The 24,928-nt window shown below is 50.4% G+C and carries 18 protein-coding genes; 4 read left to right on the top strand and 14 right to left on the bottom strand.

Annotated features, from left to right (window positions below; genetic code table 11):
- Positions 1-282: 282 nt before the first annotated feature.
- From DWZ56_RS20210 to DWZ56_RS20170, 9 genes are all read right to left on the bottom strand, one after another.
- The gene (locus tag DWZ56_RS20210; RefSeq protein ID WP_118558413.1) at positions 283-1,755 is read right to left on the bottom strand and encodes a sensor histidine kinase; all 1,473 of its coding nucleotides are present in this window, start codon (positions 1,753-1,755) and stop codon (positions 283-285) included.
- 8 nt (positions 1,756-1,763) lie between these two features.
- On the bottom strand, positions 1,764-2,441 hold the full coding sequence (locus DWZ56_RS20205; RefSeq protein WP_118558412.1) for a response regulator transcription factor: 678 nt from the start codon (positions 2,439-2,441) through the stop codon (positions 1,764-1,766).
- Between the two features lie 279 nt (positions 2,442-2,720).
- Positions 2,721-3,896, bottom strand: coding sequence for a cation:proton antiporter (locus tag DWZ56_RS20200; protein ID WP_118558411.1), 1,176 nt, complete (start codon positions 3,894-3,896; stop codon positions 2,721-2,723).
- A 104-nt stretch (positions 3,897-4,000) separates the two neighbouring features.
- On the bottom strand, positions 4,001-4,831 hold the full coding sequence (kduI, locus tag DWZ56_RS20195) for a 5-dehydro-4-deoxy-D-glucuronate isomerase (protein ID WP_118558410.1): 831 nt from the start codon (positions 4,829-4,831) through the stop codon (positions 4,001-4,003).
- A 274-nt stretch (positions 4,832-5,105) separates the two neighbouring features.
- The gene (locus tag DWZ56_RS20190) at positions 5,106-6,074 is read right to left on the bottom strand and encodes an ABC transporter ATP-binding protein (protein ID WP_118558409.1); all 969 of its coding nucleotides are present in this window, start codon (positions 6,072-6,074) and stop codon (positions 5,106-5,108) included.
- Position 6,075: 1 nt separating this feature from the next.
- Positions 6,076-7,125 carry an ABC transporter ATP-binding protein gene (locus tag DWZ56_RS20185; RefSeq protein WP_176927308.1) on the bottom strand — a complete coding sequence of 350 codons (1,050 nt, stop codon included), beginning with the start codon at positions 7,123-7,125 and terminating at the stop codon, positions 6,076-6,078.
- Positions 7,122-8,060: an ABC transporter permease gene (locus DWZ56_RS20180; protein WP_118558408.1), complete on the bottom strand. Its 939-nt coding sequence runs from the start codon at positions 8,058-8,060 to the stop codon at positions 7,122-7,124. The genes DWZ56_RS20185 and DWZ56_RS20180 overlap by 4 nt, the downstream gene beginning before the upstream one ends.
- A 15-nt stretch (positions 8,061-8,075) precedes the next feature.
- A complete protein-coding gene (locus tag DWZ56_RS20175; RefSeq protein ID WP_118558407.1) occupies positions 8,076-9,044 on the bottom strand; it encodes an ABC transporter permease in 969 nt (322 codons plus the stop codon).
- A gap of 128 nt (positions 9,045-9,172) precedes the next feature.
- The gene (locus DWZ56_RS20170) at positions 9,173-10,825 is read right to left on the bottom strand and encodes an ABC transporter substrate-binding protein (protein WP_158584676.1); all 1,653 of its coding nucleotides are present in this window, start codon (positions 10,823-10,825) and stop codon (positions 9,173-9,175) included.
- A gap of 455 nt (positions 10,826-11,280) precedes the next feature.
- Between DWZ56_RS20170 and DWZ56_RS20165 the strand changes: the two genes are divergently transcribed.
- Entirely contained in the window at positions 11,281-12,240 is a 960-nt protein-coding gene (locus DWZ56_RS20165) for a D-2-hydroxyacid dehydrogenase (RefSeq protein ID WP_243095390.1), read from the top strand.
- A 99-nt stretch (positions 12,241-12,339) separates the two neighbouring features.
- On the opposite strand, the gene DWZ56_RS20160 is transcribed toward DWZ56_RS20165, so the two are convergent.
- Together DWZ56_RS20160 and argS are read right to left on the bottom strand one after the other, a co-directional pair.
- A complete protein-coding gene (locus DWZ56_RS20160) occupies positions 12,340-15,567 on the bottom strand; it encodes a DEAD/DEAH box helicase (RefSeq protein WP_118558404.1) in 3,228 nt (1,075 codons plus the stop codon).
- A 50-nt stretch (positions 15,568-15,617) separates the two neighbouring features.
- Positions 15,618-17,384, bottom strand: coding sequence for an arginine--tRNA ligase (gene argS / locus DWZ56_RS20155; protein ID WP_118558403.1), 1,767 nt, complete (start codon positions 17,382-17,384; stop codon positions 15,618-15,620).
- Positions 17,385-17,841: 457 nt separating this feature from the next.
- Here argS and DWZ56_RS20150 point away from each other — a divergent pair, with 457 nt between their 5' ends.
- Positions 17,842-18,900: an oligogalacturonate lyase family protein gene (locus DWZ56_RS20150; protein ID WP_118558402.1), complete on the top strand. Its 1,059-nt coding sequence runs from the start codon at positions 17,842-17,844 to the stop codon at positions 18,898-18,900.
- 70 nt (positions 18,901-18,970) lie between these two features.
- Here DWZ56_RS20150 and DWZ56_RS20145 read toward each other — a convergent pair whose 3' ends face one another.
- Entirely contained in the window at positions 18,971-21,403 is a 2,433-nt protein-coding gene (locus DWZ56_RS20145; RefSeq protein WP_118558401.1) for a hypothetical protein, read from the bottom strand.
- Positions 21,404-21,636: 233 nt separating this feature from the next.
- Between DWZ56_RS20145 and DWZ56_RS20140 the strand changes: the two genes are divergently transcribed.
- Entirely contained in the window at positions 21,637-23,586 is a 1,950-nt protein-coding gene (locus tag DWZ56_RS20140) for a fructose-1,6-bisphosphatase (protein ID WP_118558400.1), read from the top strand.
- Between the two features lie 6 nt (positions 23,587-23,592).
- Positions 23,593-24,291 carry a lysoplasmalogenase family protein gene (locus tag DWZ56_RS20135; RefSeq protein WP_118558399.1) on the top strand — a complete coding sequence of 233 codons (699 nt, stop codon included), beginning with the start codon at positions 23,593-23,595 and terminating at the stop codon, positions 24,289-24,291.
- Positions 24,292-24,378: 87 nt separating this feature from the next.
- Here DWZ56_RS20135 and DWZ56_RS23865 read toward each other — a convergent pair whose 3' ends face one another.
- Complete coding sequence (locus DWZ56_RS23865) at positions 24,379-24,507, bottom strand: hypothetical protein (protein WP_442911454.1); 129 nt, start codon at positions 24,505-24,507, stop codon at positions 24,379-24,381.
- A 55-nt stretch (positions 24,508-24,562) separates the two neighbouring features.
- Positions 24,563-24,925 carry a DUF1016 N-terminal domain-containing protein gene (locus tag DWZ56_RS23525; RefSeq protein ID WP_330424927.1) on the bottom strand — a complete coding sequence of 121 codons (363 nt, stop codon included), beginning with the start codon at positions 24,923-24,925 and terminating at the stop codon, positions 24,563-24,565.
- Positions 24,926-24,928: the final 3 nt, after the last annotated feature.

The raw sequence follows: 24,928 nt of genomic DNA, 5'->3' as shown, positions 1-24,928 counted from the left end.
TTTGAAGAATTTTCAGGGTTGGAATATACTGTTCAGTTATCAAGGTTCTGTTTGCATTTCTTGTTGTTTTTTGTTGTCGTATCAGCGACAGCTTTGTAATAATACCACAGGAAAAATCGTTTGTCAACACAATTTTAAATATTTCTTGTTTTTTTGTCAAACTCTGGTTACCGTTCACGGTTGTCGTAAACCTACCGCGAATGACAGGGCAGAGTATCTGGAGTTTAACCATTTTCCTGGCTTATATACAGCGAATTGTGCTGCTTGCATCCGTTTATACTATCAACTGTTTTGAGTCTCCAGTTCAAACCAGAAGCATACGCCGTTCTCACGGTTCTCCACGCCATATTTGCCCTTATGGGCATCCATGATCGCCTTCACTATGGACAGCCCGATCCCGCTGCCGCCATATTCCCTTGTCCTTGCTTTATCGACTTTATAAAACTTAATCCAGACTTTTTCCAGATCTTCTTCCGGTATCGGATCTCCGGTATTAAATACGCTCACCTTCACCGCCGTATCCTTTAGTTCCATACGGATATCGATCACCCGGTCATAATCCAGATGGTTTAACGCATTGCTGACATAATTGCTCACCACTTCCTCGATCATGAACTCATCCGCGCTGATGAAGACCGGTTCCGTCCGGCTGAAACGGATATCCGCCCCCTTCTGCTGCGCAAGAATCTCCGAGGAATGCAGCACGCCCCGGATCAGTTCCGTCAGATCAAAAGTCTCACGCTGCACCTGGTTGACATACTCAATCTGATTCAGATTCAGAAGCTTCTTGACCATCTGATTCATCTTATCCGCCTCATCCATGATTACCTCACAGTAAAACTGCCGGCTCTCCTCATCCTCATTCACACAGTCATTTAAACCCTCAGCATAGCCCCTGATCAGCGCGATCGGCGTTTTGAGCTCATGGGATACGTTGGAGATAAACTCTTTGCGCATATCATCGATCTGGATCTTTTCGTCGATATCACACTGCAGCTGCCGGTTGGCAGACTTCAGCTCCGTGATGGTGTGTTCCAGCTTTTGGGCCAGATCGTTGATATTGCCGCCTAGGATACCGATTTCATTTTTCTCTTTCCCGTTGTACTTCACGTCGAAATCCAGGTCGCTCATGCGTCTGGATATGCCGGCCAGCTGCAGGATGGGCTTGGTCAGCTTTCTTGTCATAAAATAAATGAGCACCGCGCTGATGATAATCGCTGTTACTCCTATATATGTGTAAAACCGATTGGCGATGGCTACGCTTTCCCGTATGCTTTCGATCGGTGTGTTCATGAGGAAAACATCACCGCTGCTTAAAAAACCCCACATTTCCATATAATAGGATTTATAGTTGGAATCATAAGTCTTTATAATGGAGTAATTGTTTGTACTCTCCATCTTGTCACCGAAGGCTTCATCCCCCAGATACGCATATACCTGCAGGCGTTCTTTCATCCAGAGCACGTCCCGGCTGGAGGCATAGGCCGCCTCTCCGCTGCCTCCCATTATAAAGAAGGAGATATTGGCGCTGTTGCTCAAGCGGTGCATCAGGCGGAGCATCTTCGCATCCGTCTCATCGTTTTTATCCGCCATAATCAGATCTATCTCGGAGTAGGCTTCTTTCAGCGTGTTCATCTTATCCCGAAGATAGTAATCCTCAAGAAAATACTGATTAATAAAAAGGCAGGCCGCGATGGTGAACGCGGTAATGCCTGCCAGTACAATCGTAAATTTAAAGCGTAATGAATGTCTCATGCCTGTAATCAGCCTTCCACTTCGAATTTATAGCCCATGCCCCAGATGGTCTTGATGTAATCGCCTTTCTCTCCCATCTTGCTGCGCAGCTTTTTCACATGGGTATCAATCGTCCTGGCATCGCCAAAGTAGTCATAATTCCAGACATTATTCAGTATCCGTTCTCTGGAAAGGGCGATTCCCTGATTCTCCATAAAATAGACCAAAAGCTCAAACTCCTTAAAACTTAACTCTATGCTCTTACCGTCAATGGTAACTTCATGGGCCTCTTTGTCCACCACAATGCCGTTTACCTCCATGCGGTCGGATTTCACCGCGTTGGTACGGCGCAGGATCGCTTCCACCCTGGCAACCAGTATCTTCGGGCTGAACGGTTTGGAGATGTATTCATCCACGCCGAGATCAAATCCCTGCAGTTCGTCGCTCTCTTCCCCCTTGGCTGTCAGCATGATGATCGGCACTTTGGAATGCTTGCGGATCTCTCTGCACACCTGCCAGCCATCCATCTTGGGCATCATCACGTCCAGAATAATGAGCGCGATATTTTTGTCCTGAAAGAAGATATCAATCGCCTCTTCCCCATCACCGGCTTCTACAACGGCGAATCCGTTGCGCACAAGAAAATCGCTGACCAGCTTCCTCATCCTGCTTTCATCATCCACCACCAACACCTTTAAAGGTTCCATGGCATATACCTCCCGGTTCAATGTTTTTATCCATATGAAAAAGAACCCCGCAGAGCATTTTTATTTCATAGTCCATACTTCCTGTGAAATAAAAATGCTCTGTCCTGCACCTTATCAATCAGCTTCGTTTGGGAATATTATAACAAATTCCACGCGAAATACCATAGAATTCACGCAAAATTCATAAATCTGAATTTTAGTTCAGACGGCGCTTCTGAATTGTACTACGTCGTATTCCAAATAACTATATTTTTTACTTAGCATATTTTTTAGTACATATCATTGTCTCGGTTCTCCCCGATACAGCAGTTTCATCACGATCGGAGTCACTATAGAGGAGATGACGATCAGCAGGATCACTGCGGTGAAGTAGGCGGAGTTCATCAGGCCTACAGACAGCCCTTTCTGCGCCACAATCAGCGCCACCTCGCCCCTTGTCATCATACCCACGCCGATCTTAACAGTATCCTTTCCGCGGAATCCGCACAGCCGGGATGCGGCACCGCAGCCGATAATCTTCGTCACCAGCGCCACCGCTACAAAGCCCAGCGAAAAAAACAGCAGAGGAACGGTCATCCTGTCCAGATCCGTTTTCAGACCGATGCTCGCAAAAAAGATCGGGCCGAATATCATATAGGAACTGATATCCATTTTCTCCGCTATGTAGTCGGAATCCTGAATGCTGCACAGAATAATGCCCGCCACATAAGCGCCGGTCACATCCGCAATTCCGAAATATTTTTCCGCACAGTATGCCATGGCCAGACAGAGCGCCAGACCAAAGATCGGGATTCGGCGGCGGTGCGGATACCTCTCATCCATATGCTTAAACAGCAGGAACCCAATAAAGCCCACCGCACCGCTGAACAGGAAGAAAAGAACCGTGCTAATCACAACATCGGCCGGATTGGATTCCGGATTCTTAAATCCGATCACAAATGTCAGGACGATGATGCCGATCACATCATCCAGTATGGCCGCACCCAGAATCGTGGTGCCTACTTTTCCCTTCAGATGCCCCAGTTCCCTTAACGTCTGCACCGTGATGCTTACTGAGGTGGCAGTCATGATCACACCGATAAACACTGTCTTATAAAAGTCCAGCGTACCGACCGGTGAAAATCCGTAAAAGCAGGAATAAAACAGATAACCGCCGGCAAGAGGCACAAACACACCCACACAGGCTATGAGAAGGCAGATCGGACCGGTCTTTACCAGTTCCTTCAGATTTGTTTCAAGGCCGGCGCAGAACATCAGAAGGATCACGCCGATTTCCGCCATCTGCAGCAGAAAATCGCTCTGATTCACCAATCCCAGGAGGCTGGGACCCACGATCAGACCTGCTATGATTTCTCCCACCACCTGCGGTGCCTTCAGCTTTCTGGCCAAAAGCCCGAACAGCTTTGCCGCAATGATAATGATTGCCAGATCCTTAAATATAGCATATGTTTCCATCACTCATTCTCCCTCGTTAGTAAAATCGACCCAAAAACGGGACAGACAACATATGCCTGTCCCGTATAGCGGGGCCCCGTATTTTTTTGTATTTCTGTCTGATTTTACATCAGGTCTTTCATGTCGACGCCGTCCATATCATCAAAATCCTGGTTTTCACCGACCATACCCCAGATAAATGTATACGCCTGTGAACCGCTTCCTGAATGAATGGACCAGCTGGGTGAAATAACCGCCTCTTCATTTCTCATAACGATGTGGCGGGTCTCCTGGGGTTCTCCCATATAATGCATTACAAATGCATCCTCCGGAATATCGAAATACAGATATACTTCCATCCTTCTGTCATGGGTATGGCAGGGCATGGTATTCCAGACACTGCCCGGCTTTAACTGGGTCATACCCATCTCCAGCTGGCAGCTTTCCACCTGTCCGGGCAGTATGTATTTGCAGATTACTCTGTGGTTGGACTGCTCTAAGCTTCCCAGCTCCACGCGGACACAGTTCTCCGGTTTAATCAGCACGGTAGGGTAAGTCATATGCGCGGGAGCGCTGTTCATATAGAATTTGGCGGGAGCTGACGGATCAGCGCTGGCAAAAGAAATATCCTTAGAGCCCATGCCGATATACATGCCGTCCTTATACTCCAGTTCATATGCCGTGCCGTCTACGGTAATCGTACCTTTGCCGCCGATATTGATCACGCCCAGCTCTCTTCTCTCACAGAAATACTGCGCTCTTAACTCATCCCCTGCGGTCAGCACAAGCGGTGCATCCGTCGGAGTGGCGGCGCCTGTGATGATCCTGTCAATATGGCTGTACACCAGTTTGATCTCGCCTGGCGTAAACAGGTTCTGGATCAGAAATTCTTCTCTAAGCCTCTCTGTAGTATAATATTTTACATCTTTGGGACTCACTGCTGTTCTTAATTCCATTTTATCCTCCATTCCGCACACAGATAGGTGCATATACATTTTAAAACAGCGCAGACTGACAGCCCGATATGCGGACATACCGGGCCTGGACTTTTGAAGTCACCATCAGTATAGCATTTCAGATGAAACTGTGCAAGGAACTATCGCATATTTTTGCCAGTAAACGAACCATCACGTTACAGTTCACAGTTACCGAAAAATTCCCGCGTATGAGAGGGCAGGGTACGGTCCTCTCATACGCTGCTTTATTGGCAACGTGTGAACAGTAACACCGTCACCGGTAATGGCAGGCGGCAAAATGCCCCGGAGCCTTTTCCTCCCATTTAGGTTCTTCCTTTACACAAAGCTCAGTCGCATAGGGGCATCTTGTATGGAATTTGCATCCGGCGGGCGGATCCGCCGGTGAAGGCATATCCCCTTCCAGGATGATCCGCTTCATCTTCTTTCTCGGATCCATATTGGGAACCGCACTTAGGAGACATTCGGTATACGGGTGCAATGGGTTGGCAAACAGGTCCTCCGTGCTTGAAAGTTCCACGATATTCCCCAGATACATCACTCCCACCTCATCACAGATGTGTTCCACCACAGAGAGGTCGTGGGAGATAAACAGATACGACAGGCCATGTTCTCTCTGCAGCTCTTTTAAGAGGTTCACGATCTGCGCCTGGATGGACACATCCAGCGCCGATACGGGCTCATCCGCCACGACGATCTCCGGTTTCATCGCAAGAGCTCTGGCGATGTTGATTCTCTGTCTCTGCCCTCCGGAGAACTCATGCGGATAACGGTCCTTGTATGAAGGGGAGATGCCGCATTCCTCCATCCGATCTTCCAGATACCGGTCATACCGGTCTTTCGGGACAATACGGTGCTCTTTGACGCCTTCCAGTATGATATCGCCCACCGTCATCCTCGGGCTTAAGGCGCTGTAAGGGTCCTGGAAGATCAGCTGAAGCTTCGGCCGCAGCAGACGCATCTGCCTTTTATCCAATGTAAAAATGTCCTGGCCGTGAAAGCACACTTCCCCCGCCGTAGGCGTGATCAGCCGCAGAATCGTGCGCCCGGCCGTGGTCTTGCCGCAGCCGCTCTCCCCAACCAGCCCCATTGTGGTCCCTCTGCAAAGGGCGAATGAGATATCATCCACAGCTTTGACATGTCCGGTCACTTTCTGCAGCAGTCCGGACTTGATCGGATAGTACTTTTTTAAATGACGCACATCCAAAATCACTTCTTTTTCCATTCTAATCCCTCCCCGATTCCCCGGTCACGGCTTCCGCTTTGTTACCGCCTTCAATCCGATAACATGCAGCAAAATGGGTATCCCCAAAAGGCTCCAGATCCGGGATACCGCTCCGGCACTCTTTTGCGCACTGTCCGCAGCGGTTATAAAAGGCGCAGTAATCCGGCATTTCGGCAGGGCTGACCACGGTGCCGGGAATCGAGTAAAGCGTATCTTTTACGGTTCCGATCGCCGGCTTGCTTTTGATCAGTCCCTTGGTATAAGGATGCTTCGGAGTGAGCAGCACTTCCATCACAGTGCCTTTCTCCACAATTCTACCCGCGTACATGACAATCACCTCATCCGCCATCTCCGCCACCACCCCAAGGTCATGGGTGATCAGCAGTATGCCCGCCCCAATCCGGTCCTTGAGTTCCTTCATGAGCTCCAGTATCTGCGCCTGTATGGTCACATCCAGTGCTGTGGTGGGCTCATCGGCGATGATCAGCTCCGGGTTGCAGGAAATGGCCATGGCGATCATGACTCTCTGGCGCATGCCGCCGGAAAGCTCGTGAGGATAGGATTTATAGATGCCCTCCGCCCTGGGAATGCCTACCAGCTTTAACATGCGCACGGTCTGCTCACGGATCTCGGTCTTGGTCATCATCGGATTGTGCAGGCCTATCATCTCATCGATCTGGTTTCCGACCGTAAATACAGGATTCAGGCTGGTCATCGGCTCCTGGAAGATCATGGCGATCTCACCCCCGCGCACCTGCTCCATCTCTTCTTCAGAGGCCGATACCAGATCCACCGGCCCAGACGGACGGTTAAAACGGATCGTTCCGTCCACGATTCTGCCGGCAGGCTCCTGCAGCAGGCGCATGATGGATAAGCTGGTCACGGACTTGCCGCAGCCGCTCTCCCCAACCAAAGCCACCGTTTTACCCGCAGGCACTGCAAAGGAGATGCCGTTCACCGATTTGGCCACACCGGTTTCCGTGTAAAACCAGGTCTTTAAATTTTCCACTTCGAGTATATTCTCATTGTCATGCATCACAGCCTGTCTCATACAAACCTCCTTCCCTTCGGATCAAAGGCGTCTCGAAGCCCGTCACCGATAAAATTAAAGCCCATGACCGTAATCAGGATACAGATGCCCGGCGGCAGCCAGATATTCATATAATTGCGCATGATGATCGGGTCGGTCACCGTATTGACCATATTGCCCCAGCTGGCTAAAGGAAATGGCACGCCGATCCCCAGATAGCTTAAGGTGGATTCCATCAAAATGACGCTCCCCAGGCCCAGCGTGGCGAATACGATCAACTGCGGCATCACATTGGGAAGCAGATGACGTATGATCTTTTTTCTGGCAGGCAGCCCGATGGTCTCGGTAGCCACCATATACTCCTGCTCTCTAAGGGAGAGGATCTGCCCGCGTACCAGCCGCGCGATGCCGGACCAGCCTAAGAATCCAAGGCTTAGCATCAGCCCGTAGATTTTATATTCCTGTTTCACCTGCAGTGTGATCATGACAGAGCTTAAAATCAGCAGGATCGGCAGCGTGGGGATACAGTAAAACACATCCACGATCCTCATGATCAAGCCGTCGATTTTGCCGCCGTAATAGCCGGCGATGCCTCCCAGGGTCATACCCAGCAAAAGCTCAATGGCGATGACCACAAATCCCACAAACAAGGATACACGGCCGCCGTACATCAGCCTCGTGAGCACATCCCGCCCGTCGGTGTCCGTTCCCAGCAGGTGCTTTGAAGACGGCGGCGCCTTGACGAGCACCGTAACGCCAGGATCGCTGTACCCGTGTTCCGACTGATTCTCATCGGAGTTAAACTCCACGCCGTCCTTCACAAAAAAGATGGTATACTCCCCATAGGGGGAAAAGATCGGTCCGAATACCGAAAACAGTGTCATGATCAGAATCAGCGCTATGCCTAGAAGCGCCAGCTTATTTTTCAGGAAACGTTTCCAGACTTGTTTTCCCATGAATTCGCCTCCTCTTTAACTAAGTTTTACTCTGGGATCCACCAGGCCGTAGGTGATGTCGGCAAGCAGTGTCCCGAGCAGTGTCAGTACGGCCAGAAAGATATTAAAACCCATAATAAACGGTATATCCCCCTGCTTTAAGGCCTGCAGCGAGGTATAGCCCAGGCCGTCTATGGCAAAGATCCCTTCGGTGATAATCGCGCCGGAGAACAGTCCCGGCAGCATGCCGCCCACCATCGTCACCAACGGGATCAGCGTATTGCGGAAGCCGTGGCGGTAGATCACGGTCTTTTTCTTCAGACCTTTGGCCCTGGCCGTGCGGATATAATCCGCCTGGAGCACTTCCAGCATATTGGTCCTGGTGTAGCGCATAAAGCTGCCCATGCCGGTGACAGTAAGCACGGTGACCGGCAGTATATAGTGCACAGCCATATCCAGGATATGGCGGATGCCCGTATAATCCTCTCTCGCGGTGGTCATGCCCTGCAGCGGAAGCCATCCCAGTCCCATGGAGAAAATCCTCTGCAGCAGCGCGGCAAAAAAGAAGCTGGGGAGTGAAATGCCCACCATCGCAAATACAGTTACCGCGTAATCCGACTTGGAATACTGTTTGGAAGCTGACGTGATTCCCATCGGCACCGCCAGCAAAAGCTGCAGGATAAAAGCCGGCAGCGCTAAAAAGAAGCTAACCCACATCTTATCCGTGATCACCTCTGTCACCGGCCTTCCATATACAAAGGAAATACCCAGATCTCCTCTAAGGGCTTTGCCAAGCCATTGGAAATAGCCCTCCACAATCCCGGTGTCTAAGCCATAGAGCTTTCTTAAGTTCTGGATCATGGCCTCAGTCACATTGGGGTTGCCGGCAAAGGTTGTCTGTATATAGTCGCCGGGCATGCTGCGCACCAGCGCATACAGCAGGATCGAAACGCCAAACAGCACTCCTATGCTTATCAGAACTCTCCGTATAATATATTGGCGCATATTTTTACATTCCTCCTTGCGTTCCTGATACAAATCCAAATTCCCTCGCCGTAAGCCAATCCGATCGGAATCGGTCACATGAAAGTTTCGGCGGGCGCATCAGAATGCGTCCGCCGATGGACTTTAGATCAGTTCAGTTCCAGTGTGTGAACTGAAAAGTAGTTATCGTAGAACGGCTGGCGGTAGGGGGTTGCCTCTTTGATCAGAGACTCTGTATTCACCACCTTAGGGTTAAATACAATCATATTCATCCTCTGGTATACCGGCATTTCCACCGCCTCATCCATGATCAGATCCAGAACCTGCGCATAGATTTCTTTCCGCTCCTCAATATCTGTCGTGCTTCTGCCCGCTTCAATTAGTCTGTCTAATTCTTCGTTCTTTATTCTATAATGATTGGTTGTTCCTTCTGAATGATACAGCTGGTACATATCGGGATCCGGTGTTGCAGACCAGGCGGCTACAAACATATCCCATTCCCCCGCCTTCATCTTATCAAACAGGATGGCGGAATCGGTATCGGTGATATCCAGGATGCCTCCCAGCTTTTCCAGCTCTGTCTTCATCTGTGTCAGAATCGGTGCGGAAGGGTGATCCATCGTCCCTTCACCGCCGATGGCGATCTCAATCCTAAACTGAACGCCGTCTTTTTTCAGCACGGTCCTGCCGTTTTCGGCTACCTGCTTATAGCCGGCGGCCTTGAAATATTCCAGCGCCTTCTCAGGATTAAAGCCATAAAACTCCTCTGCTCCCTTAGGGTATGCCCAGGAGGTTGTGCTCATCGGACGCTCAATAATGGTCGCCAGATCACCGTAGTAGGTCTGGATGGCCGGCGCCCGGTTCATCAGATGCATCATCGCTTTTCTGATATTTTTGTCCGGAACCCGGTCGGCATTGATGCCGATATAACCGTATCCCGGATTATCGATCATCACCGGATACAGCCCGGCTTCCTCGGCCATTTTAACAGATTCCGGATTGGCGTTGGGAGAGGATATATCGATCTCGCCCTGCTTTACTGCCTCCAGCTTGTTCGCATTTGAGTTTACCTGCAGCTTGATCGTCGGAGTCTTGGGCGCGCCCTGCCAGTAGTTTTCATTGGCGCGGAGTGTCACGATATTGTTCTGGAAACTTTCAAATACATACGCGCCGCTGCCCATCGGCTTATCGTTTCTGGATTTCACGACGGTTAAATCGCCCTTTACCCAGGTGTTTCCATTGTCGTCCGTGCCATAATAGTGAGCCGGTGCCACTTCAAATACAAATTTATAGATCGCGGACGGGTCAATCCCGTTCACGCGCACTTCAAGAGTTTTATCATCCACAACTCTTACACCGGCTATTTCATCCGCATCCCCGTTTTTGTACTCTTCCAGTCCGACGATATCCACCGTGGACATGGTGGAAGAGCCGTCATAGGACGGATCGCAGTAAATCAGGATATTAAACAGGAGATCCTGCGCGGTCATAGGTTTTCCGTCGCTGAAGTTCACATCCTGTTTTAAATGAAAGGTATAAACTGTCTCGTCATCCTTTTCTTCTATAGTATAGTCCGCAAGTCCAGGGGCCGGCTGACCCTGGCTGTCATAGGAAATCAGCGTGTCAAAGGCAAACTGGTATGCGTGCTTATCATATGCGTTCGTGGAAAAAAACGGGCTGAACACACCGTTAAACTGTGATTCCCCGGCAATAACCGTAGTATATGCATGATCTGCTTTCCCCGCGCATCCGGTCAAAGCCAGCACGCAGACAAAACATATCGCCAATAATCGTTTCTTCAATAAAATTCCTCCCATCTCATGTTTAATTCGTACACAACTGCTGCTGACATAAAATAACATATTTACGGTCCCGTGACAATCCATCAATTATTTCATGCAAAAGCAGTTGTTTCCTTCTGATGTAATTGTTTCATTTATTCCCAAAAAAATACACACAAATAAATTTGTCATAACCGGTAGAATTTTGGCGCTGATATGGTATAATGTCGACAGACATTATACCTGCGCTGATTTTTGTCTGCGGAGCGGACAGTTACCCTAGGAAATCATGCGCATCCCCCCGGAGGGGCCATGCCAGCTGGCTGGCATGGTATAATGTCGACAGACATTATACCTGCGCTGATTTCCGTCTGCGGAGCAGACAGTTACCATAGGAAATCATGCGCATCCCCTGCCAGCTGGCTGGCAAGGGATAGTTTAAAGATATTTATAACAAATAGCAGAGGATGGTCAAGATGAAGAATATATTAATTACACTGCCTGCAGATGAGCGCCATAAAGCCCTTTTTGAAAAACAGGCGCCGGAAGCGGCGTTTGCCTACGTGCCCAAAGAGGCGCTCACAGAGGATCTGGTCCGCCAGGCACATGTCATAATCGGGAACGTCCCTCCCGCGATGCTCAAATACGCGGACAATCTGGAATGGCTGCAGTTAGGCTCCGCAGGAGCCAACGATTACGTAAAAGAGGGTGTCCTGCCTCCTCATGTTGTCCTGACCAACGCTACCGGCGCTTACGGTCTGGCGCTGTCGGAATATATGCTGGGCACCGTGCTGGAACTGATGAAAAATCTGCACCGCTACCGCGACAACCAGCAAAACAGGCTGTGGAAGGATGAAGGAACGGTCACCAGCATCTACGGTTCCACCACTCTTGTCATCGGTCTGGGGGACATCGGCAATGCGTTCGCATCCAGCATGAAGAAACTGGGCAGCTATCTGCTGGCGGTCAAGCGTCTGCAGACAGAGAAACCGGATTATATCGATGAGCTCTATACGTCGGAGTCACTGGAGGAACTGCTTCCCCGGGCAGACATCGTCGCCGTCTGCGTTCCCGGCAATGATTCCACCTTCCATATGCTCGACTCAAACAGGCTGAATATGATGAAGCCGGGCGCCATTCTCGTAAACGTGGGGCGCGGCAGCACAGTCGATACGAACGCACTGGCACAGGTCCTGGAACGGGGACATCTTAGAGGCGCTGCGTTAGACGTCACTGATCCTGAACCGCTTCCGTCCGATCACAGGCTGTGGGAACTGAAAAACTGCGTGATCACCCCGCATACCGCAGGAGCATACCACCTGCCGGAGACTCTGGAACGCATCGTCCGCATCTGTGCCAGCAATCTCTGGGCATACATAAATAACAAACCCCTGCGCAACATCGTGGATTTAAATACCGGATACCGCAGGATTTAAAAGGAATCCAACTCTATTCAGACATCTGAATGGCTGATCTGTCATATAAACAGCGATGGGCTGCAATCCGGAACCATCTCCGGATTGCAGCCCATCTTTTTAACTTAACATCTCTATCAATTCCTCCCGGGATAAAGATCCCAGATTTACCGATTCCCCTCCCAGCACCTGTTCCGCCAGCTTTCGCTTGGCCTCCTGCAGTTTCAGGATATTCTCCTCGATAGTGTGTCTCGCGATCAGCTTGAAGACCGATACCACATTCGTCTGCCCGATGCGGTGAGCGCGGTCCGTCGCCTGATTCTGGGCCGCCAGGTTCCACCACGGATCATAATGGATCACGATATCGGCGGCCGTCAGATTCAGGCCGGTGCCGCCGGCTTTCAGCGATATCAGGAATACCGGCGTATCATCCTGATTGAAGCGGCTTACCAGCTCCATGCGCTCTTCCTTGCTGGTGCTCCCGGTGAGCAGGTAATACCGTATCTTATCCTGTTCCATGCGCGCGCGCAGCAGATCCAGCATAGAAGTAAACTGCGAAAACAGCAGGATCTTATGGCCGGCATCCACTCCGTTATGCATCAGTTCCATACAGGTCTCAAGCTTTGCGGACTGTGCGCGGAAATTATCGAAGCAAAGCCGGGGATCACAGCAGAGCTGGCGCAGCTTGGTCAGTTCCGCAAGGATCTGTATCTTGTTGTTCCGGAAACTGCTGTCGCTCTGACCGGCCAGCATCTCCTTCAGCTGCAGCGCGTTGGCCGTATACAGCGTTTTCTGTTCGCCTGTCAGGCGTGAATACACCACGGTCTCCGTCTTATCCGGCAGATCCTTCAACACGTCCTGCTTCAGCCGGCGCAGCACAAACGGGCCGATCAGCCGATGCAGACGCTTTAACATGGTCTGGTCCTGCTTTTTTACCACCGGCACCTCATACAGCTCCCGAAACTTCTGATAGCTGAATAAAAATCCCGGCATCAGGTAATCAAATATACTCCAAAGCTCGCTCAAACGGTTCTCTATCGGCGTCCCGGTCAGAGCGAACCGGCTCTTCGCCTGTATCTGCTTGACAGCCTTCGCGCTCTGGGTGCTGTGGTTTTTAATAAACTGGGCTTCATCGATGACCTGACAGCGGAATTCCTTTTCCCTGTATTTCTCCAGATCCTTTCTAAGCAGATCATAGGAGGTGATCAGCACATCACAGTCTTCACTGTTCTTCAGCTGTTCGCCGCGCTCCGACGCCGTGCCCACGATCGTACGCACGGTCAGGTCCGGCGCGAACTGGTTAAACTCCGCCTCCCAGTTATATACCAGAGAAGCAGGGCATATGACAAGGGATTGGCCGTTTTCTCCATGCTCCTTGTGATCCAGCAGCAGACTGATCATCTGCACCGTTTTCCCAAGACCCATATCGTCCGCCAATATTCCTCCAAAACCGTACTGATCCAGCGTCTTCAACCAGTGGAAACCGTCTGTCTGGTACCCGCGCAGCTCGGTCTTAAGCCCGGCCGGAACCGGGTCACGGTTATCCTTTAACAACTCCATGCTCTTGATCAGATCCAGAAAGCTCTGCCTGCACTGTCCGGTGTCTCCGCTTTCCTTAAGGATGCTGTCAATATAAAAGGCGCGGTTCAGCGGCAGATACATCTGCTCCCCGAACAGGTTCTGATCGGACAGCATCAGCCCGTCGGACAGCTCTGATATTGTGTTAAGCCCTCCGCCATCCAAAGTGATGAACTCGCCGTTTTTTAACCGGTGATATTTTTTCTTCTGCTGATAGCTCTTAAGCGCCTCGGAGAGCTCACTTCTGGATAATCCGGCGGTGTCCACCTCCAGATTGAGCCATCCGCTGTCCACAGCGACTTTAAACGATACCTCCGGAGGCGGATTTACCTTCAAATTTTCAGCTGCCTGGCTCAAATATACTTCTCCGATTGTCTTCAGCTCATTTAAACCGTACCTCAAAAACCGGTAGATCTCATCCTCGCTGTCCCGGATGGCAAACAGGCCCCGGTCATAATACTTGTTGGGAAAATATTTGACCACCATAGCCGCTGTCAGTTCTTCCATGGCATAATCCCGCTCCAGGGATATGTTTGTATTGTCATCCAGAGGATTTACCGTGAGCCCTCCGTAACGATGCTCCACCCTAAGCGTCACTTCATCCGGATAGGGACAGTCCAGGTAGAATGCCGTTTTTAATTCATCCCGGCGGTACTCATCCAGATTGATTCCCCTGACAGTGAGTTTGATATGGGGCTCAATCCTGGGCAGCACATGCCGGCAGAAAGCCGGCAAATCTCTGCTGCTGATGTCCGCAATCGTATCCATCACATAGGGCGTTTGCAGCATCGATGCCAAAAACACTCCCATATCCTCAGAATAAGCTGGGCTGCACCGGTAAATACATTCCCGGTCCGCCACATAAATCCGCTCTTCCCCCCGTATAAGCTGTATGCCGTCCGGCAGCATGAGGACGGCGCCGGCATTTCCCTTGGCGGCGACCGTCACCTCCAGCACGGGATCCTGCTCATATACCAGCACATTTCCCGTCTGTCCGGCAGCAAACTGCATCGGCAGCAGCTGTCCGTCCAGGATCTCAAAGAAACGGTCGCAGACTCTTCCCGTCAGCCTCAAGTCTCTCACTGACGGGCTGGCGGATACATAATAAGCGCTTTCATTCCGATGCCTCATAATCTCCGGCATCATCGCTTCGACAATCAGCGCCGCCAAAGGGGCGGATTTTTCTGTAAATGCTTCGGGCCGGTGGTAAAATGCCAGGCTCCGGCCATAGGAGACATAGCTCTGCTTTTCCATCGCCTCCGCAAATTCATACAGGTCTTTCAGAATATATTTTCTGGAAATGCCCGCTTTAAATCCCACGGTCGCGCCATGCCGGCCGATGTTCAGCAGCGGCTCCAGCTCCACTTTGTCCTCCATGCCGGCAGAAAGGAGAAGGGACCTTTTCTGGTCCCCATAGCTTTTGATCATATTGCGGATCAGGGGAGAAGTGCTGACATGTATCTGCGGTTCCCCCATCTCCCTGTCCAGAAATGCCAGAGCGGCGGCGGCACAGTGCCGGCACATGCCGCGAAACTGCAGATGCTCGTCGCAGCTGCAGCTGTAATCGTAAATATGGTTCTCCTTAATCAGCAGTTTCACCCGATAAGGGGAAAGGCCCCCGTCGTTTACTTCAGCATTTACCCCCGTTTCCCCTTTCCAGAAGGAATCCGCCTTTGTGATCGTGACGCTGCCGCTTTTATAAAGCCGCAGCCCCTTCTGAAACTGCTCCTGTCCCGCTTTTCTTTCAATCGTCATTCTTGTCAGCTGCATGGCTTCCTCTGCGCATTCTGCGCGATATCAAAAATGCTCTTTTATACGCTCTACATTCTGTCCGGTGCCTCAAATCCCAGCAGACTGATGCACTGCTCCAGCACATCCTTGGTCAGGGTGATCAAACGGATATAACCGGCCTGCACTTCCTGATCCGACTGGGCGATGATCTTCGTCTCATGATAAAATTTATTAAACGCATTCGCCAGATCAAAGATATACTGGCAAATCCTGTGTGGCGCCAGGTCTGCAAAGCTCAATTCGATCACTTCATTTAACTTCACAAGTTCCAGCTGCAGCGCCTTTTCACTCTCGCTGCGCGCCGGCAGGATCACGGCTTTTCCTTCATATTTTTCCGGCAGCTCCTCATATTTCGCGAGGATTGACTTGATCCGGACGATCGTATAGAGGATATACGGCCCCGTATTGCCTTCAAATGAAATAAACCGGTCCACATCGAATACATAATCCTTGGACGCCTGGTTGGAAAGATCGCCGTATTTTAAGGCGGAGAGCCCCACAATCCTGGAAATCTTCCTGGCCTCCTCTTCGGGCATATCGCGGTCTTCCATCTTTTCATATACGGCATCGCTGATATCGCGGATCAGGTCTTCCAGGCGCATAATGCCGCCATCCCTTGTTTTAAAGGGCTTGCCGTCCTTGCCATTCATGGTGCCAAAGCCGATGAAGGTGAGCTTTGTATCATCTCTTACGATGCCTGTTTTTCTTGCGCAGCGGAATATCTGGGTGAAATGCATCTCCTGGCGCTTGTCCACCACATAAATCACCTGCTCCGGATGAAACAGCGCCTCCCTCTCCACAAGAGTGGCCAGATCCGTGGTGGAATAAAGCGTCGCTCCGTCGGACTTAAGCAGCATGCAGGGCGGAATCTCCTTTTTATCGCTTTCTTCCTTCACGTCCACCACCAGAGCGCCCTGGCTCAAATGCGCGTGGCCGCCGGCTTTCATCTTTTCAATCATCTCCGGAATATACGGCTGGGCATCGCTTTCCTTCTTCCATACATCAAAGCTCACATCCAGGTTGTCATAATTCTTCTTCAGGTCGGTGATCGAAACATCTAAAATATGCTGCCACAGCGCGATATATCCCCTCCTGCCATTCTGCAGCTCATAGGTGGCATCGTGAGCTTTCTTCGCAAACTCATTATCCTCCTTGGACCTGGCGCTGGCACTAGGATAGATCTCCTCCAGCTCTGAAATCGTAAAGGGCGGTTCCTTAGGATACTCACCGGTATAATCGGGATCAAAATAAGGAAGCTCCGGCTTTCTCTCCTTAAGCTCCGTAATGATCAGCCCGATCTGTAATCCCCAGTCCCCAAGATGAACATCGCCGACCACATGATATCCCACAAAGCGCCCAATGCGCTTGAGGCTCTCTCCGATGATCGCCGGCCGCAGATGTCCCACGTGGAGCGGCTTGGCCACATTGGGACCGCCGTAGTCAATGACGATCGTTTCCCCGTTTCCTGTATCCTCGCAGCCAAAGCGGTCGCTCTCCTGCATCTTCTTAAGATACTCCGCCAGAAAACTTTCCCTAAGCTTAATATTGATGAATCCGGGCATCACCGCCGTTACTTCCGACATGGACGGGGAGTCCGCCAGCTTCTGTACCACCTCGCCGGCAATCGCGATCGGCGCCTTCTTATACGCCTTGGCCGCTGCCAGCGCTCCGCTGCACTGATACTGGCACAGATCCGGACGGTTGGACAGCGTCACTCTCCCATAGTTTTTATCATATCCGCAGTCAGCAAAAGCGTTCTCCATCTCCAAGGCTATCAAATCCAGAATCTTCTTCATAAGACCTCCTAAGTAAACAAATCTGTTTTTTGTTCGGCATTACTAGTACACAGTGTTGTTATTTGGTATACGGGGTACTAGTGCACTGACACGCTTACATTTAAACTAACAGCACTGCCTATTTCGCCATCTGCCGCGTTGTCGTCAGTCAGCGATGCCACCGCATCGCCTTCTTCCTCCGCCTTGCAGAGTGACGAAATATTCAGCACTGTTAGTCTAAACGTAAACGTGTCAGTACACTAGCCAAGTGCTCATATTATAGTATATCTGCGGTAAAAAATCAAATCCTTTCCAGCGGCTGCCGTACGCTGCTTTATCGGCAGCTCTGAACAGTAACGCCTGCAGCCGCGAACAGTAACTCTGATACATCTTCTGATCACTATCATACATTTCTTCTTCGGACATGGAGTGCTATAATAGAAAGCATTAAATCACTTAAATTATTGGGAGGTTTCATATGAGCAGTGAATTTGTAACCTATACGGATCCGGTCAGCGGATATAAAATCCGTCAGTATACACAGGGGCCGGAAAAAAACACCAAGCTTTACTTCACCACCGAGAACTTCTCCACCGATGACCAGTACTTTTTCTTCAACAAGCAGGTAGCTGAGGATACGCCCAGAGCGCTGCATCAGGGCCATGTAAACGGCACTAACGCGCTGTACCGCGTGCATGTGGAGAGCGGTGAAAGGGAAGTGATGGCAGGGCCGGAATACAACGGTTTTGCTATGGACCGTTTTGAAAATTACGGTGTAATGACCAAAGGCGATATCGTCTGCCGCCTGGATGCCGGCACCGGCGAGATCACAGAGATCGGCCAGCTGCCCAAGGGCGGTAAGATCACCGGACATCTGACCACCAGCAAGGACGGCACCATCGTATGCAGCTACAAGCAGGAAAACTGCATCTACGCATTAGTTACCATGGACCCGAAGACTGGTAAAAGTGAAATCGTGTTCCAGAGTGACTACATACTCGGTCATACCCAGGTATGCCCCACAGATTCCGATGTGATCTTCTTCATTCACGAAACCGGCGGCGACGCCCTGCAGCGCATGTGGATGTTTAACTGCAAGGACAGGACGGCAAGGCCCTACTATGTTGAGCAGGATAACGAATGGATCACCCACGAGGTTTGGAGCACGGACGGTGAGAACATGTTCTTCATGAAACTGCCCCACCAGATCATGATGGGCTCCAAGGACGGCCATCAGTTCCAGTGTGTGGCCAGAGGCGACCAGCTGCTGCATCCGGGCGTGTCCCGTGACAAGAAGCTTCTTTGTGCCGACCGCATCAGCTATTGGCACAATGAGAGCCCGAACCATGTGTATCTGTTTAAGGAAGGCTGTATGGACGGCATTCTCCTTGCAGAAACCGGCACCCCCAAGGACGGTTCCAATCATCTGCATCCATCCTTTAACCGTGCCGGCACCCAGGTACTGTTCAACCGCCCTATGGAAAATGGCATCGCGCAGGTATGCCTGATCGATCTTAAAGAAAACGGACTGCTGTAAGCAGAAATAAAAGGAGGGCGGCTGCCCTCCTTTATTCATTCCATAGGGAAATGCGGCCTATTGCTTCTTATTACTCCACTGTGATTTCATAACATCCGCAGGCATCTTCCCCTGTAAATTCAAACATGGTGTAAGAATTGTTTTCCTCATCTCCCGGAGCTAGCTCTCTTAATCGATTTCCGTAAGCATCCAAGACCCAAATGTGCATTTCACCCTTACAGCCTCTAAGCCGCCGCAGTGTGCCTTCAAGCGTGTCCAGATACAGTTTTCCCTGCAGTTTCACAGCAGTATATCCGTCTTCCTGCTCATCATAAACCGTCCCATCCATGCCGGAACTGCCTACAGCCGCAAGCAGCATATGTCCGGATTCCTCCAAAGTCCGATCATCCAGCGCCAGCAGGGATACTGTCATCTTCTCATTCCTTAAATGCAGGCAAAATCTGCCGCCCAGGTCTATCATCCGCTCCCTCCCACCTATACGGCCGGAAAAGATTTCACAAAGGGTAGTCCTGACAGTAAAAGTCCCCTCCTGCGGATCAAAAACCAATTCTCCGGTATCCGACACAATCTTACCTGCGCCTGAAAGCCCGGACTCTCCGCTCATTAAGCCCCACCGTTTCAGCGCGCGGCCGGTCCATTCTGCAAATGTCTCATAATGATAATCTTCAGTCAAAGAAGCAATGTCAGGAAACACCATATAGCGGTCTCCCAGCCAGGCAGTCCGCCCGCTTCCCTCTACATTTGTGTCAGGATAGCGCTCTCTGATTGGCAACGGATTTTTATTTGTACCGAACGCATCCAGATACGGCGAATGTTCATATACAATGGCATGTTTCGCTTCTGTCAGATCCAAACCGCTGGTAAATCCGGCCGAAACAGCGACATCTGCATTTTCCTCATAGCGTTCCCCGTGTTCCAGAAATACCGTTCTAAGTTTTCCCAGCAGAGGCAGGACCGAGTGGGGCATTCTGTGATCCTGGTTCTGTGTCAGAAGGTCGCTGCTTTTATAAACCAGATGAAACCTGTTTATAGCGGGCTTTACCACCGCCTTTAAAAACAGCGAAGCCATCACTCCAAATTGAAAGATCAGGGAAGGATCGTTCCAGCAGTCCATAATATTCCTGATTTCATCCGCTTTCTGCTTCCTGTGATCATCACAGGTATGGTAGCAGTAAACAATCAGTGCGTCCCACTCATTTAAGCAGGCATAGGCTGCCGTCATTAAAAAAGAGCTGGAATGAAACGGTGACTCCCCATATTCATTCCATTCACTAAGCAGAAAGGGCTTACCCTCAAGGGCTCCGCAGCTGGCCTGCACTGTCAGATTAGACCGTGGCTCAAAGGCGGGATACGTCTGCCTGCGCGGATCCGTAACAACATACTCCCGCAGGTTTTGCACATAAACCGCTCCCTTATCCGTCCGGGGCGCCGGATGATTGAAATATGCGTTGTTTTCCATCACGTCCCCGTCGGCATGGGAGTAAATATCCGCCGCACCGGTTAGCAGACAGCTTGTCGCGATGGGTACTTTCGCCCCAAGAGAACGGATATGCCGAATCAAGCGCCCATAAAAACTGCGGTTGATCTGTATGCCGAATTCCGTAAAGTCCGCATACCTGGCAGAGCCGCGCTCCCCCGGAGGCACGCTCATAGGCTGATGGTAATCCCCGATTTTCCCACAGCGCACGGACAGAGCCTCTACATCTTCGCCTTCCTCCAGCTCGCAGATCCCGTTGTGCGTCCAGGCTTCTTTCAGATGCTTTGCCGAGCCGTATTTGGCCAGCAGAAAATGATTGAACCTTCTCTGCATCTCCTTTCGGTAACAGGCCGCTCCCGGCGTATTGCGCCTTTGCTCCACATCAAAAAAGACGGAATCCTCATTGGCGATCTGGATGGTCATCACCGCCGGATCATGGATCAGAGCAAGGCCCGTGTAAGGATTGACATGGCAAAGCAGATGGGAAGCATACTCCTCCTGGCGGCTGATCAGAGTTTCATTCAGATGGCTGCTGGATTTTACTGCATACAGAGGATACGGGTAATCCAGGTCATCCCCTGCTAAAAAGGCCCGCCCCACCAGCAGGTCCACATGCAGATATATTCCCTGCTCCTTCAGACAATAAACCCAGTAATCAAATCTCTCCAGACCGGCAGGATTCAGCGAACGCGTATTTCCGGAATCATACTGAATCAGCGGATATTCCGGATTGGCACTCCAGCCCGAATCCCCCGGCGGTGCATCGGCCGCATGCAGTCGCACCACATTCACTCCCATGCTCGCCAGCCTTCTGCTGATTCTGTACGCGGTCTCACGGTCCGGCATATTAGCCCTGGCAGGAAAGTTAAAACCTATAAACCGGGCACGGGTTCCATCTTCAAAATACAGATGCCCCTGTCTCGCTTTTACAAATCCGTGCTTTCCTGCCGGGGCATCCAGAAGCCGTGAAAAATCCATAGCGCCGGTGTTGGCTGTTCCCTTTTCTATACTGACATGCTGTTTCATTGCTCTCCTCCCGATTTGGTTCACAGACAACATGATTGACTCTTTTATTCTAAGCCCGCTGAAACTTTCTGTCAATGAACGCAAAGCGGCCGCCGTCTGAACTGTTACAAAAATCACGGCAGCTTGAACAGCAGCTGGCACAAAACTCGTTAAATATTTAGCATAGGTAGACCTTCCCGCCATTCTATGGTAAACTAATCATATGTAAAATTTTATCAGCGGAGGCCTGCAGAATGGATGACAGCAAATATTTATTACGGTTGGCCAAGCAGTTTCCTACCATCGCCAAGGCGTCAACGGAAATTGTCAACCTGGCTTCGATTCTGAACCTGCCGAAAGGGACGGAGCATTTCGTTTCCGATCTGCATGGGGAATACGAGCAGTTTTTACATGTGCTGAAAAACGGATCCGGTTCCGTTAAGAGAAAAATAGAAGAAGAATTCGGACATGCCATGAGTCAGAAGGACCAGAAAACTCTGGCCACACTGATTTATTATCCGGACAGAAAACTGGAACTCATAGAAAAAGAAGAAGAGAACATGGATGACTGGTACAAGATCACCCTTTACCGGCTGATTCAGGTGGCCCGCCGGGTCTCTTCCAAGTACACCCGTTCTAAGGTAAGGAAAGCCCTGCCCTCCGACTTTGGATATGTCATTGAAGAGCTGATCCATGAAAAAGAGGAGGTCCAGGACAAGGAGGCTTATTACAACCAGATCATCTCCACCATTATCCGCATCGGCAGCGCCCGCTCCTGCGTGATTGCTTTCTGCAACCTGATACAGCGCCTGGTGGTGGACCATCTGCATGTGATCGGTGATATCTATGACCGCGGGCCCGGCGCCCACATCATCATGGATACCCTCATGAATTACCATTCCGTGGACGTCCAGTGGGGGAACCATGATATCTACTGGATGGGGGCAGCCAGCGGCAGCCTGATCTGCATTGCCAACGCCATCCGTATCAGCGCCCGCTACGGCAATCTGGATGCGATTGAGGACGGCTACGGCATCAATCTCATCCCTCTGGTCCGTTTTGCTATGGAGACCTATGGGGAGGATCCCTGTTCCTGCTTTGGTATCAAATATGAAAAGGAAGACTACAACATACAGGATCTGGAACTGGACAAGAAGATGCATAAGGCCATCTCCATCATTCAGTTCAAACTGGAAGGCCAGCTGATCAAACGCCACCCCGAATATGAGCTGGATCACCGGCTGCTTCTTGATAAGATCGATTTTGATAACGGCACGATTCTGATCGACGGAAACACCTACCGGCTGGAGGATACCAATTTCCCCACCGTTGATCCGTCCGATCCCTACCATCTGACTGAACAGGAAACGGCGGTCATGGACCGCCTAAGCTCCGGTTTTCTCAACTGTGAGAAGCTTCAGCAGCATGTGCGTTTTCTGTTTTCCAAGGGCAGCATGTACCTGGTCTATAATTCCAACCTGCTCTATCACGGTTGCGTCCCGCTGAACGAAGACGGCTCTTTCCGCTCCTTTACGATCCGCGGCAAGAGCTATAAAGGCAAGGCACTCTTTGATATGCTGGAATCCTATGCGCGAAAGGCCTATTATCTGCGGGAGGGAGAAGAAAAAGCTTACAGCCAGGACATGATCTGGTTTATCTGGACCAGCCAGTACTCCCCCCTGTTCGGCAAAGAAAAGATGACCACGCTGGAACGCTACCTGATTAAAGATCCCGCCGCCCACCGCGAACGTAAAAATCCTTACTACCGCATGGTGGACAATGTGGAGGTTGTCAATCAGATCTTTAATGAATTTGGCCTGGATCCCAGCGTATCCCATATCATAAACGGCCATATACCGGTTCGGATCAAGGATGGGGAGACGCCGATCAAATGCGGCGGCAGACTCTTAGTCATCGACGGCGGCTTTTCCAAGGCCTATCAGTCCCAGACCGGCATTGCCGGCTATACGCTGGTATACAATTCCTACGGGCTGCGGCTGGTAGCGCACAAGCCGTTTGAGTCCACCGAGGCGGCGATCATCAATGAAAGCGATATCCACTCCGACTCCTTCATCGTGCAGCAGTTCCCTGCACGCCGGCTGGTGGCGGACACGGATAACGGCAAACTGATTCAGGAAAGCATCACCGAGCTGGAAGCGCTGCTCAACGCCTATCGTCAGGGTGACCTGCGGGAGGGAGACTGATTTAATATGCCTGCGGCACTGTTTCTCGGTATTCAGCTTGTCCTTTATATCCTGTTTATGGCTATAGATCTGTGGATGCCACAATATAGCTCTTTATCCGGGATTCTGAAATACTGCGGCATCTGCCTGTGCCTTCTAAAAGCGCTGACAACGGCCAGACCGGATAACAGAGCATCCGCGTCTTTTCATCGGGAAAAAGCGCAGCTAACCGCCGCCCTGCTGTTTACGGCGGTTTCCGATCTGCTTTTGCTGTTTACAGTGTGTTTCACAGAGGGAATGATCACATTTACGGCCGCGCAGCTTATTTACATGTTTTATATCCATCAGGAAAACGGACGCTTTCTTCCGCTAATGCTTAGGCGCGCAGTCCCTGCCGGTGCGGCGGTTCTAATCCTATGGATATCCGCACCGCCGGAAAGCCGCCCACTCGTGCTGCCCGCCGCTGTATATGCAGTCTGTATTGTGTACAACTTCTTAGAAGCCGCGTATTGTTTCCTGCATAATCCGGCCGATTGCAGATCCCGGCTTCTGGCGGCCGGATTCTTCCTGTTTCTGCTGTGTGATGTCAATGTGGCGCTGTTTAATGTACTGCCTGCCGACAGCTTTCTGTTTCCGATCGCATCTGCCGCGATGTGGTTGTTTTACCTGCCGTCGCAGGTTTGTTTAACGTTATCCTTATATTATGGGCCGGCGCACTGCGAATGAAAGAGGAGCATATGGTATGCGCCTCTTTCATTCGTGGTTACTGTTACTTAAATTCAAAATTGTCCGAAAGTCAATGGTATTAAGAGCCTATTGCTTATCCTGATTGTCCTCATATTCCTGCGTCCATTCATCTAGCTTCTTTTGTAAAAGTTCCTTATCAGGAAGATATAAACTATATTCAGATGCATAAATATTGGCATTCTGTGGTAATGTCAGTTGTACAATACTATCTGTTTTTTCTTTACAGAGTAAAATCCCTATTGTCGGTTTTTCAAACTGCGGATTCTAAATCACTTTCTGTATATACCGCTTTTTCTTCCATTCCTAAAAACTCTAACACAAAAGGATTTTTCAAAGCATCTTGTGGTTTTTCAATTACCTGCCCATCATTAGCCAATTTTATAACTTCCTCTTTATTTCTGCTAAGGGCAAGGCGCTCATACAAACTGCTGTTATATTGCCGTCTTAACTGTGGTACCGACCATTGTCCCTGAAATGCCTCAATTTCATAAAATTTTCGCATTTTCTTGTCAGAAATTCTCATCAAAACCTGATAATGTGACCAACTCAATTTGAATTCAGCAGAAGCCTTCTGCTGAATTGCTAAATCAGTATTCGCTGTTGAAGCAACCATTTT

The organism is Lachnotalea sp. AF33-28 (genome assembly GCF_003477885.1).
Classification (GTDB): domain Bacteria; phylum Bacillota; class Clostridia; order Lachnospirales; family Lachnospiraceae; genus AF33-28.
This window is presented reverse-complemented; position numbering and strand designations above follow the sequence as displayed.